Below are 17,591 nucleotides of genomic sequence, written 5' to 3'. Positions count from 1 at the left end.
GTTGCCCGAACGAGCCAACCGTCTGCGCCGCAAACGGCACCATTGGGAGTCATAGCGGGACAGGCTCAAGACTTATCCGTTGATAATCGAGGCAATCTCGCGCAAATCGTCGGCAAAGTAAATGCCTTGCTGGCGCTGCGGGCTCGATAAACCCTTATCGATCATGTGCCCGAGCAGCGCCTTGAGGTCGTTGTAGTAACCGTCCAGGTTATACAGAATGCACGGAGCACTCAGGTGCCCCAACGACACCGCGGACATGACCTCGGCAATCTCCTCGAGCGTGCCCGTCCCACCGGGAAAGGCGATGAACGCATCGCCGAGCTCAATCATCTTGGCCTTGCGCTCCGCCATATCGCTCGTCACGATGAGGTCGTCGATACCGTCATGTTGAAACTCGGCCTCGATAAAAAAACTCGGCTCCACACCCGTCACGTGTCCGCCAGCATCGAGCACGCTATCGGCGAGCGCGCCCATCAGGCCCGATTTGGATCCGCCGTATACCAGCGCGTGTCCGTTGGAGCCAATCCAGCTACCCAGTTCTTGCACCGCAGGCAGAAATGCTGGGTCATAGCCGGCACTGGCACCCAGGTACACGGTGATGTTCATATTTGCCCCCCCTGTTGTGGCGCACGACGTTCGTCTTAGTGCTGGCGTCGACGATACTCGCGCACGCGACGCGAAAGATCGGCAAGCTCGTCGCGATCGAGCTCTTCCAAATGCTCCAGATCATCCATAAAGCGTGCCATGGTGTCCTTTTGACGCATCTTGATAAGCGTATTGCAGTAGTTCACCGCCACGCCCGTGAGCATGGCGATGTAGAAGATGCTGATGACGCTCAGAATGACGGTAATGGCGCGGGCAACCGGTGTCTCGGCCGGAATGTCACCAAAGCCGATGGTCGAGACCGTCTCAAAGCTAAACCACAGGCCATCGCCAAACGTGAGGGTCGTGGGCTCGGACAGCCAAACGGCCGTCGAGCACAGCAGATAGAAGATAAGAAACAGGCCCGTGATGCGCGCAAAGCCAGCCTGGCGCAACACGTCGGCAAGCGTCCTCAACTTGTTCATCGCGACCCCTTTTCCCAGACGCCCAATCACGTTCGCTCGGTATTGTCCCACGCCTCCCCCGCAAACGAAACTAGTCATTGGGGACGTTCTTAAATGACTAGTCAAACAAGAACGTCCCCGATGACTAGTCGTTTAAGAACGTCCCCAATGACTACCAGCTGCCGCCTGGGCGGGCTGAGCTGGTATCCTTATGCGGTAATGTCTCGATTCGTTAGGATTGCATGTGAGAGCTGCCACTGTCCTTCGTTCAGTTATATATCGCGCTCTGGCCATTGTGCTTGCCGCGCTTGCCGTACTAAGTTCTATCGCGCCTGTCCAGGCTTTTGCCGATGACTCTAGTCAGCAAGTCAAAACGGTCCGCGTCGGCTGGCTCGTCAACAACGAGGGCTTCCAGAACGGCACCCCCGGCGAGCGTCTCTCGGGATGGGGTTACGAGTACCTCCAGACCCTGTCGTACTACACGCCCGGCTGGCGGTACGAATACGTCTCCGGCACCTTCACCGAGCTTATGGACATGCTCGAGACGGGCGAAATCGACCTCATGCCCAACATCTCCTATTCCGAGGAACGCGCCCAAAAGCTGCTCTTTTCCTCGAACCCCGAGGGCACCGAGCGCTACTACATCTACGCCAAGCCCGATCGTGACGACCTGACCAAGGGTGACCCCCAAGCGCTCCAAGGCCTTACCATCGGCTACAACCCCGACGTTATGCAAACCTTCGTTGGCCAGCAGTGGCTCGCCAACGAAGGCATTACCTGCACATACAGGGAGTATGACGGGGGACCCATGCTCTTTGACGCACTCGCAAACGACGAAGTCGATGCCGTTATCATGAACGACACCATTTCGTCGCCCGATGCCTCCCCCATGTTCTACGTTGGCTCGAGTGATTACTATTTTGCCGTCCCCAAAAGCCGCCCCGACCTGATGGACGACATCAATGCCGCCATGTCGGCAATCGCCCGCGTCAACCCACGCTATATCGACGAAGTCAAATCTAACTACTCGGCCCAAAACAGCGGTTCATCATCGCTCAACGGCCCCGAACGTTCCTGGCTCAAAGCAAATGACAACACCATCACGCTTGGCTACATTACGGGCAAACTCCCCTACTGCAACGAAGACGAGGACGGCAAAATGGAAGGCTCGCTCGCATCGCTTGCGACGACGTTGCACGATAAATTTGGCATTACGGTCAAAACCGTCGCCTTTGATAGCTACAAGATGATGTCAAAGGCCCTGTCAAAGGGAAGCATCGACGCTGCGCTGCCGGTATACCGAGATTACTGGTTTGCCGAGCAATCTGGCGTTGTGCAGTCGGTATCGTTGGGAACCGTGTCCCTCACCGCCATCCACACCGGCGGCAACCTGAACAAAGACCTTCAGAACATCGCCTGCACCAAATCATCGTTTATCAACCAAAATGTACTTGAAAGTCTGTTCCCCACAGCGACCGTGACCGAATACCAATCCGCCGATGAAGCGTTCGACGCCCTCAGGAAGGGAACGGCACACTGCATCGTCGCTCCCAGTTCACGTGTAAAAACCATCGGCGACCGTTATGATCTCGAAAGCTACGAGACGACCGAGCTCCCTGACACCTGTGAGCTCTCGTGCTGGATTTCGCGCGGAAAACCCGAGCTGTTGGGAATCATCAACAAGGGCATCATCAATGCCGGAGAATCGCTCTCCGCAAGCAATTACTCCTCCACGTCGTACACGGCCCAGGAATCCAACACGCTTCAATTCCTTTATCGCAACCGTGCCGCCGTTGCAGCTGCCCTCATCGGTATGTTGTCGGTCGGCATCGTCCTGCTCATCTGGGCACTCGTGCGCGCTCGAACCGAGCGCAAAAAAGCCGATTCCGCCAACGCCGCTAAGACGGCATTCCTCACGCGCATGAGCCACGACATCCGTACACCGCTCAACGGTATCCTGGGCCTTATCGAGATCGAGGAATTGAAGGAAGGCGATATCCAGGTCGCCCGCGAAAGCCGTGCCAAGGCGCGCGTTGCCGCCAATCACCTGCTCTCGCTGATCAACGACATCCTCGAGATGGGCAAAATCGAAGACCGCAAGCTAACACTGGAGCATACGCCTTTTAACCTCAAAGAGCTCTGTGACGATACACTGGTGCTGTGCAAGCTCCGCGCGTCCAGTAACGGCATCACAATGCAGGACAATAGTCTGCCGTACGCCGCGGGGCCATACATGATCGGCAGTCCCACCCATATCCGACAGATCATGATCAACCTGTTAGACAACAGCATTAAGTACAACAAGCACGGCGGCTCCGTCACCTTTAGCTCAAAGACCAAGCCACTCGATAACGGGCGCGCGCTCTTTTGCTTTAGCGTTTCGGATACCGGCATTGGTATGACTCCCAAGTTTTTAAAGCATATCTATGAGCCGTTTGCCCAAGAAGGTGACGATGCGCGCAGCAAGTTCCAAGGAACCGGCATGGGCATGCCAATCGTCAAGTCGCTTATTGAACTGATGGGCGGCACGATTGAGATTTCGAGTGAGGTTGGCGTGGGGAGTACGTTCAACGTCCAGATTCCGCTCGATATCGACAAAGACCCTCAGGCAAGAGAACGCGCGGACGAGCAAGCAGACAGCTGCTCGCTTGCCGGCATGAACGTTCTTTTGGCAGAAGATAACGAGCTCAATGCCGAGATTGCCCAGGCGCTGCTCGAAAGCGAAGGCATTGTCGTAACTCGCGCCGCCGATGGCAACGAAGCGGTCGACCTATACGTTGGCCGTCCCGCCGGCAGCTTCGATGCGATTCTGATGGACATCATGATGCCGGGCATGGACGGCTACGAGGCGACCCGCGCGATTCGTCTGAGCGAGAAGGTCGATGCAGCCGATATCCCCATCATCGCGCTCACCGCCAATGCCTTTGCCGAGGACGCCAAGGCGGCACACGAAGCCGGCATGAACGCCCATCTGTCCAAACCGCTCGACTTTAACAAGCTCAAAAACATACTCGCCCGCATCAAGAAAAACGGAGCTGTTTCGCTATAGTTTGTGCTCAACAACCATACGCAGTAGAAAGGACGCCAACGATGTTTAGGCCCTTACGTCGAAAGAAACGCGCCATCACCGACGAGGAAGCGCGCGAACTGCTCGCTACCTGCAAGCGCGGCGTCTTTGCCGTCAACGGCGACGATGGCTACCCGTACGCCATTCCCGTCAACTACTTCTTTGACGCCGAGCACGACAAGATTTATTTCCATGGCGCCAAGGCCGGCCACAAGGTCGACGCACTCAAGCGCGATGACAAGGTCTGCTTTACCGTTTACGGCAACGAGTGGTACAAGGACGGTGACTGGGCTCCCTACGTTATGAGTACCGTGGTCTTTGGCCGCTGTCGCCTGGCGAATGACACCCCCGCGTTTATCGAGGATAAAGTCCGCCAACTCGCGCTTAAGTACTACCCTTCTGCCGAGGAGGTCGAAGAGGAAATCGCCAAGGACATTAAGGGCGTCCAGCTCTACGAGATTACGATTGAGCATCTTTGCGGCAAGCAGATTCAGGAAAAGTAAGCCTCAAAAGCAAAACTCACAAATAGCACTATGGCCTGGTTCCAACCCACCTTGGAACCAGGCCATATGCTTATGAAGCGTCGGCGGCTATGTGCGCAAGCGCCTCAACGAGCTCCTGCGAGCTCACGGGTTTACTCAGGTGCGCATCCATGCCCGCCTCACGCGAAAGCCTGCGGTCGTCGGCAAAGGCGTTGGCACTCACGGCGATAATCGGCGTGGTCGCGGCATCCTCGCGATCGAGTGCTCGAATTCGACGCGTGGCCTCAAGGCCATCGATACCGGGCATCATGATGTCCATCAACACCACGTCGTACTCGTGCGGTGCGCTCGCGGCAAACGCCTCAACGGCAGACTCGCCATCCTTAGCATGTGTCACGACGGCACCGGCACGGTTGAGCGTAAACTGCGCGATCTCGGCATTCAGATCGTTATCCTCTACGAGCAAAACGCGCAAGCCCTGGAGCGCATCGCCATCACCCGCATCCACGCGAACTGCCTGAGGAATCTCGGAGCGCTTGCATTTCTCGAACGGCAGGCGGATGGTAAACGTCGTCCCCTGCCCCAAGACGCTCGTAAAGCTCATGGTTCCGCCCATAAGCTCGACCAGCTGTTTTGCGATAGGCGCGCCCAGGCCAGTTCCCGACGAAGCGCCTTCCACCTGTTGCTTCTCGCGGCAAAACGGCTCGTAGAGGTGCTGTTGGAACTCCTCGCTCATGCCAATACCGTTGTCGGCGATCGTGTATTCATAGACAGGGACGCCATCTACAGGCTCCACCTCGCGGCACACCAGGCGAACATAGCCGCCCTGGCGGTTGTACTTGACGGCATTGCCGGCAATATTGAGCAACAAGCGCTTGAGGTGCGTCACGCTCACCCGTGCATAGGGATGATCAAGCGTCTGCTGGTCGCAGATAATTGTCACCAGACGCTCCTCGGCCTGGCGCTCCAGAATATCGCGCACTTCACAGTTGAGTGCCACCAAATTTGTGGGTACGAGGTTCAGGTCGACCTGCCCGCTCTCCAGGCGACTCATATCGAGCGCCTCGTTGGCAAGGTCGAGCAGCAGTCCCGATGCCGTCCAGATCTTTGAGCGGCACTCGGTCTGCTTTTGCAGATCGTCCGCATTGGCATCGCCAACCTCGACCATGCCGCGAATACCGTTGATAGGCGTGCGCAGATCGTGGCTCATGCGACGCAAAAACTCCGTCTTTGCCGAGTTGGCGGACGAGGCCTCGCGCGCCGCCTTTGCCAGCTTGTCGCCATAGTCGCGCTCCTGCAGCAACAGGTCGGTCATGCGCTGGCGCTCGGCACGGCGACGCATCATCACAACGGCGGCTATTGCACCGCCGTAGAGCACCAGCACGCAGGCGACAACGGCGGCGACGATCTCGAAGTAATGCCGCGCCGAGGCATAGGTGTACACATAGAATTTGTGCGCTTTTCCAAATGTGCCCAAATACCACTCGCCGTCGGCGTTAATCAATTTGACCTTACCGGCCAGGCATCGATCCTTAATACCGTCGACAATGAAGACATCCGTCACAGGCAGATCGAATACGCCCAATATGGTGGGTTCAACGGCATTGGTCGCAACGACCTTGCCGTCGCTTTCGATCACGATATTGCCGCTATCGATGGTTTCGTAGCCTTCGAGCAGGCTCTGCAGTTTGAGCGTATTACTCGCGACCGCCTTCGCGCCCTGATGCCTTACCGCGATAACGACGCCCTCGCCATCCCGCCGAGACACGCAGCCAATGTCTGCGACCGAATCATCCGCAAGCGTGATGCGGGCGGTATAGGACTTAAGCGGATGAGTTGCCACCTCCAGCACGGGTGCTTCCTTGAGATACGTAGCAAGCGACTCGTAGCCCACGCCATCCGTCGAGGACTCGGACACCAAATTGCCCGATGCATCCGTCACAATCAGCGCGCTCACGTTGAACTGGTCGGCGTATTGCTCCAGCATGGCGTTATCCACCGAACCGTCGCGCTCCATATCGCGAGCAGTCTCTCCGGCAATCTCCATAACGCGAATCAGGTTTTTGGTCGCATAGGCGCTGTTGAACGCGTCGTAGGAAAGGCTCTGCGTCGCCACGTAATCGACAACGTCGGCAAAGCGCTGCTCGGCTTGGGCCGTCGTGTAACCGTAGCTCATCATGCCGGCAACAACCGAGAGCGCTATCCCCAGCAGAGCGACAAGGAGCCATGCCCCTGTCGAACGATTGCCCCGCTCCTGAGCGGCGTGGTCGGGCGCATCGATCATGACAGGCCCTCCATATTCAAAAATGGCGAAGGGTCATCAAAGTACTTTGACACCAGACGTTCCATGGTGCCATCGGCAAGCATTTCTTGATAGGCATGAGCGAGCTTAACGTCGATGCCGCGCGTATCGTTGATATCGAAAGCGGTGCCCAAACCGACCTCTAGCAGCGGCTCATCCAAAATGCGATATGTCACACCATAGTCTTTTTCGTAGGTGAGGAACGAGGACTCATGCGCGGCGATAGCGTCGACCAGGCCCTCGACGAGCGCCGGGTTCAGATATGAACCGTCCGAAAAGCTGTAGAGCTCCTTGGTCTGCGGAACGTTTTCATTTGTGCGATTGAGCAAAATGCCCTCGGGCTTGGTGGTGGACTGAACCGCCACGATCTTATCCTCAAGATCGGCAAGCGTGTAGATATCGCTCTGGGGATCGACCGCGACCACCTGGCGGCTCGCAAGGTACGGGCCGGCCCAACGATATTCGTTTTCGCGACCCGTCATACTAAAGCTGCCCATGACGCAATCGAGTTCGCCGCTCGCCAGCAGCTCTTTCTTCTTTTCCCAATCGATCATCTGGTATTTTGGCTTGTAACCAATGCGGGCCAAAGCCTCGGTCAATATCTCGACATCCAGGCCAACGATATCGCCGTACTCGTCGGTATACACAAACGGTGGATAGAGGTCGCTGCCGACGTTGAGCGTCTTAAGGTTGTCGTCTTTGGCCTGCGAGGCGTCCGGGACTTTTGATGCTGGCGTCGAGGCTTCGTCATTGTTCCCGGAACAGCCGGCCATCGCTATGACAAAGGCGCTCGCCACTGCAAGCGCAACAAACAACGAAATGGCAGCCGAGCGACGGGGTCTTTTCATCGAACTCCAGACGATCCTGTTTACAGACTGAAATGGTTAAAAATAATAGCAAACAAAACCACACGAGCGCCCAATGGTTACAGACGTTTTACCATGCGGGGCCTTCTTGCCGACTTGACAGAAGGCCCCGCATGCAGTGCTCACTTACCGTGCATTAAAAACGTAGCGGTCCAAGCGGTCGCACGCTTCCCTTACGCGCGAAAGCGGCAGCGCCAGATTCACGCGAATGTGGCAGGGCCCGTGGAACGGGCGGCCGTCCTGATACCCCACGCCCACGCGCGCCCCCTCGTCAAGCAACCACTGAATATCGCGGCCATGCTCGCGGCACCACTCGGTGCAGTCCAGAAACACCATGTACGTGCCCTGCGGACGCGAATAGGACACGCCCTCAAAATGCTCGTCCACGTAATTGCAGAAGTACTCGATATTGCCGGCAAGCACCTGGTTGAGCTCGTCCACCCACTCGTAGCCCTGCGGCTGGTAGGCACCGATAAGCGCATGCATGGAGAGGACGTTCATCTCGTTGTAGTGGGTCTTGTTGGACACGGCGCACACGCGGTCGCGCAGCGTCTCGTTGTAGATGATGTGGTAGCTGCCGACCAGGCCCGCCAGGTTGAACGTCTTGCTGGGCGCGTAGAGGGCAACCGTGCGCATGCGGGCATCCTCGCTCACCGACTGCGTCGGGATGTGCTTGTGTCCCGGCAGGATGATATCGGACCAAATCTCGTCCGAAATCACCACGCAATCGTGCTGGCGATAAATGTCCATGGCGCGCTCGATCTCGTCGCGCTCCCATACGCGGCCGCAGGGATTGTGCGGCGAGCAGAACACCGCGGCATGGATGTGGTTTTGGGCGAGTTTGCGCTCCATGTCCTCAAAGTCCATGCGCCACACGCCCTGGTCGTCGAGCTTAAGCGGGCTGTGGACAATACGATAGCCCGCGGCCTCGATGGACTTGGTAAAGCCGATGTAGGTAGGGCTGTGGACCAGCACCGCATCGCCTGGCTGGACATACGCGCGTAGCGTCGACACGACACCGCCCAGCACGCCGTTTTCGTAGCCGATATGCTCCGGCGCCAAGTCCTCAACGCCGTTGCGACGGCTCTGCCATTCGATGATGCGGTCGAAGTACTCGGGACGCGGATTGAAGTAGCCAAACATGGGGTGCTGAGCGCGCTTGATGATGTACTCCTGAGCCGTGGGCACCGTGGCGAAGTTCATGTCGGCCACCCACATGGGAATGCGGTCGAAGCCCTCGTCGGGTGCGTTCGGAGCCATACCGGGGATCTCGCCCCAAGAGTCAACGGCGATGGCATCCATGCCGTGGCGGTCGATAAGCGAGCTAAAGTCGTATTTCATGCTGAGCTCCCATGCAAAGCGGACTATTTTGGTAGGCGTTATTGTCCACCAGCATGGGCGATTTTGACATGGGGCTTGGCGCTTAATTTGACGGGTTCAGACGAATGACTGGTTAGTCTTGCGCGTCGTTGACGGCGACTACGGTTAGCTGGGTTTTATCGACCGTAAAAGATATGTCGAGCCCAGCATAAGCTAAGTGGTAAACGCGGTTTGGCTCGTGCTTGCTGCCCGCGCGGCGCGGATCTTGGCAAAGGACCTCGACCAAGCCGGGGAGCTTTGCGGGCGGGACCATATCCTGCAGCGCTTGTGGAAACTCAACATCGAGCTCTTGCCACGGAGCACCCTCAATCCAGCCGCCGGTCGCATCCGGGTGGCAGTCCGCAAACGGGATGTAGGGCTTGATATCGTAGATGGGCGTGCCGTCGCGCAGATCGGCCCCCAGCACATGGATGATGGGGCCGTCGTCGGTAAGCTCCACGCGGTCGAGCTTAACGCAGGTGAGCCCGATGGGATTAGGGCGAAACGGACTGCGCGTGGCAAAGACACCCACGCGCTCGGCTCCGCCCAGACGCGGCGGACGCACGGTCTTCGACCATTTTGCGTTGGTTCCGGACCTGTCCCGCGTCTTGGCATCGGCGGCTATGTCCTTAGCCGTGCCGCCGGGCGTTCCGTTTTCGAAGCGCCACAGCAGCCATAGGTGAGAGAAGGAGCCCAGACCCTCAACCGCCGCGTTGGAGGCAAATTCCGGCTCAAAGACGATTCGTCCCTGTAGATGAGGCGCCAAAAAGCTGTTGCGCGGAATGCCGAACTTCTGCGGCAGATCGGTATGTATGTGTGCAATAGGTTCCATGCCGGCCATTGTACGGCATGAAGGTGTGGGGCGTTGCGCGCAATTCTTCGCCGCGGTCCCCCGTCGTGCAACCAACGGTTGCTTGGAAGGGCACCTGCTGCCGCGTATGCTTAAGCCGCCAACCAGCAGAAAGGAGCCGCTATGGCCTTTGCAGAAAAGCTCATCGCTGTCCGTCGCGCCCATCACCTTACCCAGGAGCAGCTCGCCACCAAGCTCTTCGTCACACGCCAAGCCGTCAGCCGTTGGGAGCGCGGCGAAGTCACCCCGGGTATCGACATGATGAAGCTCATTGCCGCCGTAACCGGAGAGCCGCTGCCCCACCTGCTCGAAATGCCCGAGCATTATTGCCAGAGCTGCGGCATGATACTCACGCCCGACGACTGCGGCACCGACGCCACGGGCGCCACGACCGACCATTACTGCAAGTGGTGCTACGACCACGGCAAGTACACCTACGACACCACCATGGAGGCGATGATTGAGGATTGTGCCCCGCGGCTGGCGCAAAACACCGGCATGTCGCTCGACGAAGCCGTCTCGCTCATGGGCGCCGTCCTGCCGCAACTGGAGCGCTGGCGCACCGTGCAGGAAAACGAGGAGCGCCACGGTGCCGAAGCCCGGGCGCGCTATGGCGATGAGGCTATCGATGCGGCAAACGAAGCGCTGCTGGACATGGACCCCGAGACATGGAACGACATGAAGGAACTTGAACGCGCTATTCTGGGTCAGCTCTCGATTGCCATGGGCGACGGCGATGCGGATGGAAGCGAGGCTCGCAAGCTTGTCGCGATGCATCGTCGTTGGATTGGTCTCAACTGGGGACGCGAACCCCAGGACGAAGCACACCTGGGCCTCGCCCACGGCTATCTTGCCGATCAGCGCTTTATCGACTACTACGACAAGCCCTGCGGCACCGGAGCCACGGCGTTTCTGGTACAGGCCATCGAGTCGTCGTTGACGCGCGCATAGACCGCGGCGGCTTTGGGTATTTCAATCAAAACCTCAACCGATTGGAGACCTATGGCTACTGATCATGAGCTCGAGCTGTACGTTATGACCGGCTGCCCGTATTGCATAAAGGTCAAGCACTTTTTGGCCGATAACGGCGTGACCATTCCCGAGCGCAATATCTCGACCGATTCCGATGCCGAACAGACACTCATCTCCATCGGCGGAAAACGCCAGGTTCCCTGCCTGTTCATCGACGGCAAACCACTCTACGAATCGAGCGACATCATCGCATGGGCACAGGAGAACCTGCTCTAGTGCAACAGAGTCGTTGGGGACGTTCTTAAATGACTAGTCGTTAAAGAACGTCCCCAATGACTAGCTAACTGTGGAAGCGGGCTATGGGCGCAAGTGGCTGCTCGCGAAAGACGCGATCGACGGCGGCGCGGTATTCGTCGACCTTTTTAGTCTTGCGCACGAGCTTGTGGACGGTAGCGGGGTCGGCGAAGGCGCATTTGGCGTAGAACCACCACTCCTTCATGCGAAAGACCGCATTACCGCCAATCTCTTCTGCATATGCCGCAAACAGCGTGTCGTGGAAGCGCTGCAGCTCAGCAGCCGTTGCAGCAGGGCCGCCCTTGACCATGCGAGCCAACGCGGGGTTCGCAAGCAAGCCACGCCCCAGCATCACATGGCGTGTACCGGGATAGGCCTCAACCAGCGCGTCCATATCCTCAAGATCAAAAATGTCACCGTTATAGGCGACCGGAAACGGCGCGCGCTCCAGCGTCTCGCCATAAAACTCCTTGCGCGGCGTGCCCGTATAGCGGTCCTTTTGTACGCGCGGGTGCACGATCAGCTCTGCCAACGGTATGCGGCAATACAGATCGAGCACGCGCTCGTATTCGTCGTCACTCTCCAGCCCCAGCCTGGTCTTGACCGATACCGGCAACGGCGAGCGTTCGCACACGTCGCTCAAGAACACCTCAAGTTCGTCGAGATTACGCAAGAAACCCGAGCCCTTGCCCTTGGCGACAACCGTCCCCGAGGGGCAACCCAAGTTGAGATTGACCTCGCGATAGCCCATGTCGGCGAGCACCTGTGCCGCCCACACAAACTCGTCCGCGTTCTTGGACATCAGCTGAGGCACTACGTTAAGCCCCTGGTTATTGGCAGGATCGATCTCCTTAAACGCCTTGCCGCCAAAGCGGTTGCCCACCCGCGGCGGCGGCAAAAACGGCGTGTAATAGCAATCGAGTGCGCCGAAGCACTCCGCATGCACGCGACGGAACACATGCCCGGTAATCCCCTCCATAGGGGCAAGCGAAAGAATCATCTACTCTTCTCTCATATCAACGGATGTGACAAAGGAACCGCCCCCTTGTTACATGCATTATGCCTTGTGCTCCAGATGATTCACAAGGCAGAGGCAGCAGCTTGACGATAATCACCCTTCCATCCGGCGCCTCATGCAACGAAGGTGAATGGTTTTCCGCGAAGTGAACGAGTGAAATCGGACCCTCGATGCATCGACACTTTTGGAAGGCCAATTCCTGCGGTTTTATCACTCAAATCCTGCGGTTTTAGCGTCGAAAAATGTGGGTGCTTCAGGGGTCCAAATTAGGTCGTTCACTTCTCGGGAAACCATTCACCTTCGATTTGCTGGCGCTCACAAACAGCGAGAGGCTGTCCCACGACACCCCCCTTGCGCGTCATTTGCCCCATGACAGCGGCTTCATGCTCCAAAAGACGACGTTCGCGATCAAACGATCGCCAACAGCATGCTGTTGACCGCTATGTCTGAACAACAGACACCCTCCACTCATCTATACTCAAGAGCGCGTGCACATCGCCCAAAAACGATGAGAGTCGAGGCCCCCATGCAGCAGCTCACCGAACGAGAAAAGAAACGCATCCAGCGGTACTGCATGTACCCCAAGATCGCAGCGACCGCACTCATCATGTCGTTCGTAGCATGCCTGTTGATGTTGCCGCTCCAAATGATCAACGATATCGCGTTCCACCAAAAGGAATTCCAACCCGCGGGCATATATACCGCCATCGCACTCACCGTAATCGAGCTCGTCATCTTTTGCTATTGCGCCCTTGCACCACGCTTTGGAATGCAGGGCAAACAGTGGAAGGAGCTGCAGGGCAGGCTTGCGGTAGCCCAGACCAACAAGGACCGTTCCGCGGAGGTCGCCGGCGTACTTGCCACGCAAGCTGCCGGCCGCCTGCTCAAGAACAGCGACAACGATCTCGCGCGCAACCTGGGCGGTGCCGCCGAGGTCGCCAGCGCCGTGGGGACAGTCACCACGGCGGCAGACGTGCTGGCCGAGACCTCGAGCAATGCCGAGGCCATGGCGGCTGCATACGGCGTTGCGATTCCGAGCGCCAAGAAACAGATTATCGCGCTCATCGCAGTGCCCGCCATTGTGCTGCTTGGTGTCTACATCCCGCAGTTTGTCCAGGGAAATAACGAGCTTCAGGCAAGAAAGGCTGCAGCCGCCGAGCAGCTCGCCATCGCGCAAGATGCCTTGGAGCCCGCGTGCGAACGCGTCGCAGCAGACGACCCATACGAGTCGTATCACGACTACGGCTACCGCATTATCGGCTATCTACGCGACAATGACCTCGGCGCTCAAGCGGCCTATGTCTACCTTTCTTTTGATGCAGACGGCATGCTCACGGACGTCGATTACACCAGTCAGATCGACCCCGAGGCAAGCCTCGCAGACAACCTCGCCCGCGCCGAGCAGGATATCGCGACGCTCTGCGCCCCGCTCAACGGGTTGGACATTTCCGTTGCCACACCGGACCTCCTCACGCCATACAGCCTGTCGGATGAATTTAAACAGGCATTTTTAGCCGGATCCCTATATGAAGAAATCAGCATCAAGGCAGAGGACGAATCCATCAAGTCGTACTACACCTTTGACACCGAGCCCAAAGAAGAGTTCGACGAATACACCCATCCGGAAATTAGGCTTATGCTCTCTGCAAAGAAGAACTAAAGGCTTACGCTCTAATTTTCGCTCGCGAACATCGTCTATATCTCGAGGTCTAATACTTTTCCAAGAAGTGAACGACCGTTTTTTGACCCCCGAAGCATCGACATTTTCTGGCGCCAAAACCGCAGGATTCAACAATCAAAACCGCAGGAAATTGCATCTCAAAAGTGTCGACGCTTCGGGGGTCCATTTTGACTCGTTCACTTCTCGGAAAAGTATTAGACCTCGAATTCACAAGCCGCTCAATGTGACAAAGGGACCGTCCCTTGTCACATTATTCGGAGCGCAGGGCCTCCACGGGGTCCTTTTTGGACGCGCTGCGAGCGGGCAGCAGGCCGGCAACGACCGTCAACAGCACCGAAATTGCAATGAGCACCAGCGCATCCTGCACGGGCAGACTCATCAGGTTGGGGACCTGTTTGGCCGCAAGCGCCCAGGCATTAACCGGAAAGCTCACAGCCACCACGACGACGATGGCAAAGACGCCGGCGATGAGGCCTTCGATAAAGGTCTCGGCATTGAATACGTTGGCCACGTTGCGCTTTGACGCGCCGATCGCGCGCAGGATGCCAATCTCCTTTTTGCGTTCCAGCACGCTGATGTAGGTGATGATACCGATCATGATGGAGCTCACCACCAGGCTGATACTCACGAATGCGATGAGCACCAAGCTGATGGTGTTCACGATGTCGGTCACCGACCCCATGATGATGCCCATGTAGTCGGTGTACGAGATTGCCCGCTCGTCGTGGCCGGCGGCTTTGACCTGCTTGTTGTACGCATCGATATGGTCGAGTACGCGCTCCTTGGCCTCAAAGTCACGCGGGAAAATCTTGACCGAGATGGGGTCCGCCTCGTCCGCATAACCCAGTGTGGTCAGGTTGTTGTCATAGGTGAGCTTCGACGCCTTGGCATAGCTCATCATGAGCGAACTCAGGTCCTCGACGTCCATGTTGAAGTGAATGGCATTGGCAAAGGCGCTCGCATCAACACGCATGGCGCCCGCCAAGTTGGCAATACTCGACGACATCTGCGTAGCCATCTGTCCCATGAGCCCCGCCGCGCCTGCTTTAAGCTGGGACGATACCGTCGACGCTATCTGCTCGCTGATCGCCTTCATCACCTGATCCATAGCCTGCTGCAGATACGGAGCCAGCTGCTTTTGCACATAGTCGGTCATCGCCTGCTGCAGGCGCTCGGCCAGGGCATCGCCGCCGAGCGCTTTGAGCTGGGCCAGGATTTGCTGGGCTGCCGTATCACTCTCAAGATACGTCGAGAACGCGGCGGCAAGCTTTGACGCGTCCTTAAGATCATCGGGTGTCAGCGCCTTAAACTGATCAGACTGCAAAAAGCCCTCAAACAGCTGGTTGGCCAGCGTTCCCACCTGCTGCATTTGCTCGGGCGTGAGTTCCAGACCGTCAAAGATACCCGAGAAATCTGGGGTTGGCGCTTTGGCCATGATGTCGCTGAAGTCGATGTCCTTACCAACGCCAGAAAGGTCAATGTCCAGCCCGGACAAGTCGATGCCAGAAAGGTCCATACCACCGGCAGCGCCCGAGAGCGCAGGCGTATCGAACGAGAACGCGCTCTTCAGCGCCGCCTCATCCACGCTGAACATACTGCCCAGATCCACGCCTTGTTTGGCCTCGCCCTGCAGCTCATCGAAAGACTTGCCCGTAAAGACATCCGTCTCGGGGTGGGCGAGTTGCTCCTGCACAATCTGCGAATCGGCGGCGCGCTCCATAAGCTGGCGAGTCAGCGCATGCGTGTAGGCAATGCCCGGAGACAACGCGCTCGCGTTGGCGGTCTCGTTAGGTTGCACCACGCCCACAATGTGCACGTCAATACCGTCGGCAACCTTGGCGGCCATAAAGTCGGCGTCGCCAGACATGTCAGTCCACATGCCGGTCTCTTCGTTTTTGCGATACGCATCGGCCGGCGACAGCACCTTAAACGTCGTGGACAGCGCATCGTCGTAGGTAAAGTCGGCGCCGGTCTCGGGCGTTTCGACCCCACCGTCTGCCGTCATGGCGCTGTTGACCAAGTCGTTGAGCTCATTGATATCCAGCGCGCCGATGCTGTAGAGCGTGTAGTCGCCCACCGTACCGCGGCTCGAAAGCACCATCACGGCTTCGTTGGCGGACGTGGGCCAGTGACCAGCGACGACATCGTACTGGCTGTCGAGCAGACTCTGGTCGTCGATCATCTCGTTGAAGACCGAGGTTCCCATGGATTCCATGCTCACCGTTGCCGCCGAACTTGCGCCTCCGCTCATGGCCTCGGTCATAGCGTTGGGAACAAGCCGAACGGGCTTCTCGTCACCCTTGCCCGCACGATAGACAACCGGCGTCACGCCGTAGCCGTACTGGATAGCGTTGACTTCTTTATCGATGCCGTCGCCACCGGCATCGAGCCATGCCTTAAAGCTCGTCATGTCGTTGGACTTAACGCTCGCAAACATATCCTTTACGGCCGTGACCACGGGAATCTTATCAGTTCCCTGAGCCTTGCCGTCGGTGCCGTCGTCGGATAAATCCTCGCCGTTGGACGCCTCATCATCCACAGCCCCCTGTCCGCCCATCATGGACGACAGGTCGTAGTCCTGCTTGGAGATCGTAAGCGGGTAACTCGAGAGCGTATCCTCCTCGACCTTTTTGATGTAGCCGTTTACGCCGTTGGACAGCGCTAGGATCGCCGCAATGCCGATAATGCCAATCGAACCTGCAAAGGCCGTCATGGCCGTGCGACCCTTCTTGGTCATGAGGTTTCGGGCAGAAAGCCCCAACGCCGTCACAAAGCTCATCGAGGTTTTGCGCGTAGGCTTAGCCTCGCGACGCACGGCCTTTGCTACATCAAAGGGGTCGGAATCGTCGGTGATCTTGCCGTCCGCCAGGTTGACGATGCGCGTGGCGTACTGGTACGCCAGCTCGGGATTGTGCGTGACCATAATAACCAGACGGTCGCGCGCCACGTCCTTGAGCAGATCCATGACCTGTACGGATGTCGTTGAATCCAAAGCGCCGGTCGGCTCGTCTGCCAGCACAATCTCGGGATCATTAATCAGGGCGCGGGCGATGGCCACACGCTGCATCTGCCCGCCCGAAAGCTGGCTCGGGCGCTTGTTAACGTGCTCGCCCAGGCCGACTTTCTCCAACGCCTCGCGCGCACGCTGGCGACGCTCGGCATGCCCCACGCCCGTGAGCGTAAGCGCCAGCTCCACGTTTTCCAAAATGGTCTGATGCGGAATGAGGTTATAGCTCTGGAACACAAAGCCGATGCGGTTGTTGCGATAGGCATCCCAATCGCGATCGTGAAAGTCCTTGGTCGATATGCCGTCGATCAGCAAGTCACCAGAATCGAAATGATCGAGCCCACCGATAACGTTGAGCATCGTAGTTTTGCCCGAGCCCGAGGGACCCAGAATGGCCACGAACTCGTTATCGCGAAAAGACAGGCTTACGCTATCGAGCGCCACCTGCGTAAACGACTGCGTAACGTACCTTTTGCAAATACTCTTGAGCTCCAACATGGACGGCAACCTCTCCCACGCGGGCGCACTTGCCCGCTCTCCCCCGCCGTTCGTATTCGACGCGTTTGTCCTACTCTATCCCCATTTTTTGCCGGCGCCAGTGAGGAATGTAACGAAGCACGCCAAAAAACGAACGGGACGGCGCCTAA

The 17,591-nt window shown here is 57.8% G+C and carries 13 protein-coding genes; 5 read left to right on the top strand and 8 right to left on the bottom strand.

The window, feature by feature from the left end; genetic code table 11:
• Positions 1-72 precede the first annotated feature (72 nt).
• Together I2E45_RS01060 and I2E45_RS01055 are read right to left on the bottom strand one after the other, a co-directional pair.
• The gene (locus tag I2E45_RS01060) at positions 73-606 is read right to left on the bottom strand and encodes an LOG family protein (RefSeq protein ID WP_195443772.1); all 534 of its coding nucleotides are present in this window, start codon (positions 604-606) and stop codon (positions 73-75) included.
• Positions 607-641: 35 nt separating this feature from the next.
• Entirely contained in the window at positions 642-1,067 is a 426-nt protein-coding gene (locus I2E45_RS01055) for a potassium channel family protein (RefSeq protein WP_195443770.1), read from the bottom strand.
• A gap of 223 nt (positions 1,068-1,290) precedes the next feature.
• Here I2E45_RS01055 and I2E45_RS01050 point away from each other — a divergent pair, with 223 nt between their 5' ends.
• Positions 1,291-4,095 (top strand): ATP-binding protein, encoded by a 2,805-nt coding sequence (locus tag I2E45_RS01050; protein WP_195443767.1) that lies wholly within the window; start codon positions 1,291-1,293, stop codon positions 4,093-4,095.
• Between the two features lie 41 nt (positions 4,096-4,136).
• A complete protein-coding gene (locus tag I2E45_RS01045; RefSeq protein ID WP_117746139.1) occupies positions 4,137-4,616 on the top strand; it encodes a pyridoxamine 5'-phosphate oxidase family protein in 480 nt (159 codons plus the stop codon).
• Between the two features lie 70 nt (positions 4,617-4,686).
• Here the strand turns inward: I2E45_RS01045 and I2E45_RS01040 are convergent, their stop codons facing one another.
• From I2E45_RS01040 to tsaA, 4 genes are all read right to left on the bottom strand, one after another.
• The gene (locus tag I2E45_RS01040) at positions 4,687-6,879 is read right to left on the bottom strand and encodes a hybrid sensor histidine kinase/response regulator (RefSeq protein ID WP_195443764.1); all 2,193 of its coding nucleotides are present in this window, start codon (positions 6,877-6,879) and stop codon (positions 4,687-4,689) included.
• A complete protein-coding gene (locus tag I2E45_RS01035) occupies positions 6,876-7,745 on the bottom strand; it encodes a substrate-binding periplasmic protein (RefSeq protein ID WP_195443763.1) in 870 nt (289 codons plus the stop codon). Before I2E45_RS01035 ends, I2E45_RS01040 begins: the two co-directional genes overlap by 4 nt.
• Before the next feature lie 144 nt (positions 7,746-7,889).
• The gene (locus I2E45_RS01030; RefSeq protein WP_195443761.1) at positions 7,890-9,104 is read right to left on the bottom strand and encodes a MalY/PatB family protein; all 1,215 of its coding nucleotides are present in this window, start codon (positions 9,102-9,104) and stop codon (positions 7,890-7,892) included.
• Positions 9,105-9,216: 112 nt separating this feature from the next.
• Positions 9,217-9,954 (bottom strand): tRNA (N6-threonylcarbamoyladenosine(37)-N6)-methyltransferase TrmO, encoded by a 738-nt coding sequence (tsaA, locus tag I2E45_RS01025; protein ID WP_229058755.1) that lies wholly within the window; start codon positions 9,952-9,954, stop codon positions 9,217-9,219.
• A 141-nt stretch (positions 9,955-10,095) separates the two neighbouring features.
• Here tsaA and I2E45_RS01020 point away from each other — a divergent pair, with 141 nt between their 5' ends.
• Together I2E45_RS01020 and I2E45_RS01015 are read left to right on the top strand one after the other, a co-directional pair.
• Entirely contained in the window at positions 10,096-10,923 is an 828-nt protein-coding gene (locus tag I2E45_RS01020) for a TipAS antibiotic-recognition domain-containing protein (protein WP_195443757.1), read from the top strand.
• 51 nt (positions 10,924-10,974) lie between these two features.
• On the top strand, positions 10,975-11,220 hold the full coding sequence (locus tag I2E45_RS01015; protein ID WP_195443755.1) for a glutaredoxin family protein: 246 nt from the start codon (positions 10,975-10,977) through the stop codon (positions 11,218-11,220).
• Between the two features lie 64 nt (positions 11,221-11,284).
• On the opposite strand, the gene I2E45_RS01010 is transcribed toward I2E45_RS01015, so the two are convergent.
• A complete protein-coding gene (locus I2E45_RS01010; RefSeq protein WP_195443753.1) occupies positions 11,285-12,238 on the bottom strand; it encodes a tRNA dihydrouridine synthase in 954 nt (317 codons plus the stop codon).
• Between the two features lie 544 nt (positions 12,239-12,782).
• On the opposite strand from I2E45_RS01010, the gene I2E45_RS01005 reads away from it, so the two are divergent.
• Positions 12,783-13,916 carry a hypothetical protein gene (locus I2E45_RS01005; RefSeq protein ID WP_195443751.1) on the top strand — a complete coding sequence of 378 codons (1,134 nt, stop codon included), beginning with the start codon at positions 12,783-12,785 and terminating at the stop codon, positions 13,914-13,916.
• A 271-nt stretch (positions 13,917-14,187) separates the two neighbouring features.
• Here I2E45_RS01005 and I2E45_RS01000 read toward each other — a convergent pair whose 3' ends face one another.
• The gene (locus I2E45_RS01000; RefSeq protein ID WP_195443750.1) at positions 14,188-17,442 is read right to left on the bottom strand and encodes an ABC transporter ATP-binding protein/permease; all 3,255 of its coding nucleotides are present in this window, start codon (positions 17,440-17,442) and stop codon (positions 14,188-14,190) included.
• Positions 17,443-17,591: the final 149 nt, after the last annotated feature.

The sequence above is a fragment of the Collinsella aerofaciens genome (genome assembly GCF_015555045.1).
GTDB classification, from domain to species: Bacteria; Actinomycetota; Coriobacteriia; order Coriobacteriales; family Coriobacteriaceae; genus Collinsella; species Collinsella aerofaciens_W.
Note: the sequence above shows the minus strand (reverse complement) of the source record. Positions and strands in the feature narration are given on the sequence as shown.

Bases quoted from the DNA above. Each gene is read 5' to 3' on its own strand.
- I2E45_RS01060 (WP_195443772.1), bottom strand. From the start codon at position 606: ATGAACATCACCGTGTACCTGGGTGCCAGTGCCGGCTATGACCCAGCA.
- I2E45_RS01055 (WP_195443770.1), bottom strand. From the start codon at position 1,067: ATGAACAAGTTGAGGACGCTTGCCGACGTGTTGCGCCAGGCTGGCTTT.
- I2E45_RS01045 (WP_117746139.1), top strand. From the start codon at position 4,137: ATGTTTAGGCCCTTACGTCGAAAGAAACGCGCCATCACCGACGAGGAA.
- I2E45_RS01040 (WP_195443764.1), bottom strand. From the start codon at position 6,879: ATGATCGATGCGCCCGACCACGCCGCTCAGGAGCGGGGCAATCGTTCG.
- I2E45_RS01035 (WP_195443763.1), bottom strand. From the start codon at position 7,745: ATGAAAAGACCCCGTCGCTCGGCTGCCATTTCGTTGTTTGTTGCGCTT.
- I2E45_RS01030 (WP_195443761.1), bottom strand. From the start codon at position 9,104: ATGAAATACGACTTTAGCTCGCTTATCGACCGCCACGGCATGGATGCC.
- tsaA (WP_229058755.1), bottom strand. From the start codon at position 9,954: ATGGAACCTATTGCACACATACATACCGATCTGCCGCAGAAGTTCGGC.
- I2E45_RS01020 (WP_195443757.1), top strand. From the start codon at position 10,096: ATGGCCTTTGCAGAAAAGCTCATCGCTGTCCGTCGCGCCCATCACCTT.
- I2E45_RS01015 (WP_195443755.1), top strand. From the start codon at position 10,975: ATGGCTACTGATCATGAGCTCGAGCTGTACGTTATGACCGGCTGCCCG.
- I2E45_RS01010 (WP_195443753.1), bottom strand. From the start codon at position 12,238: ATGATTCTTTCGCTTGCCCCTATGGAGGGGATTACCGGGCATGTGTTC.
- I2E45_RS01005 (WP_195443751.1), top strand. From the start codon at position 12,783: ATGCAGCAGCTCACCGAACGAGAAAAGAAACGCATCCAGCGGTACTGC.
- I2E45_RS01000 (WP_195443750.1), bottom strand. From the start codon at position 17,442: ATGTTGGAGCTCAAGAGTATTTGCAAAAGGTACGTTACGCAGTCGTTT.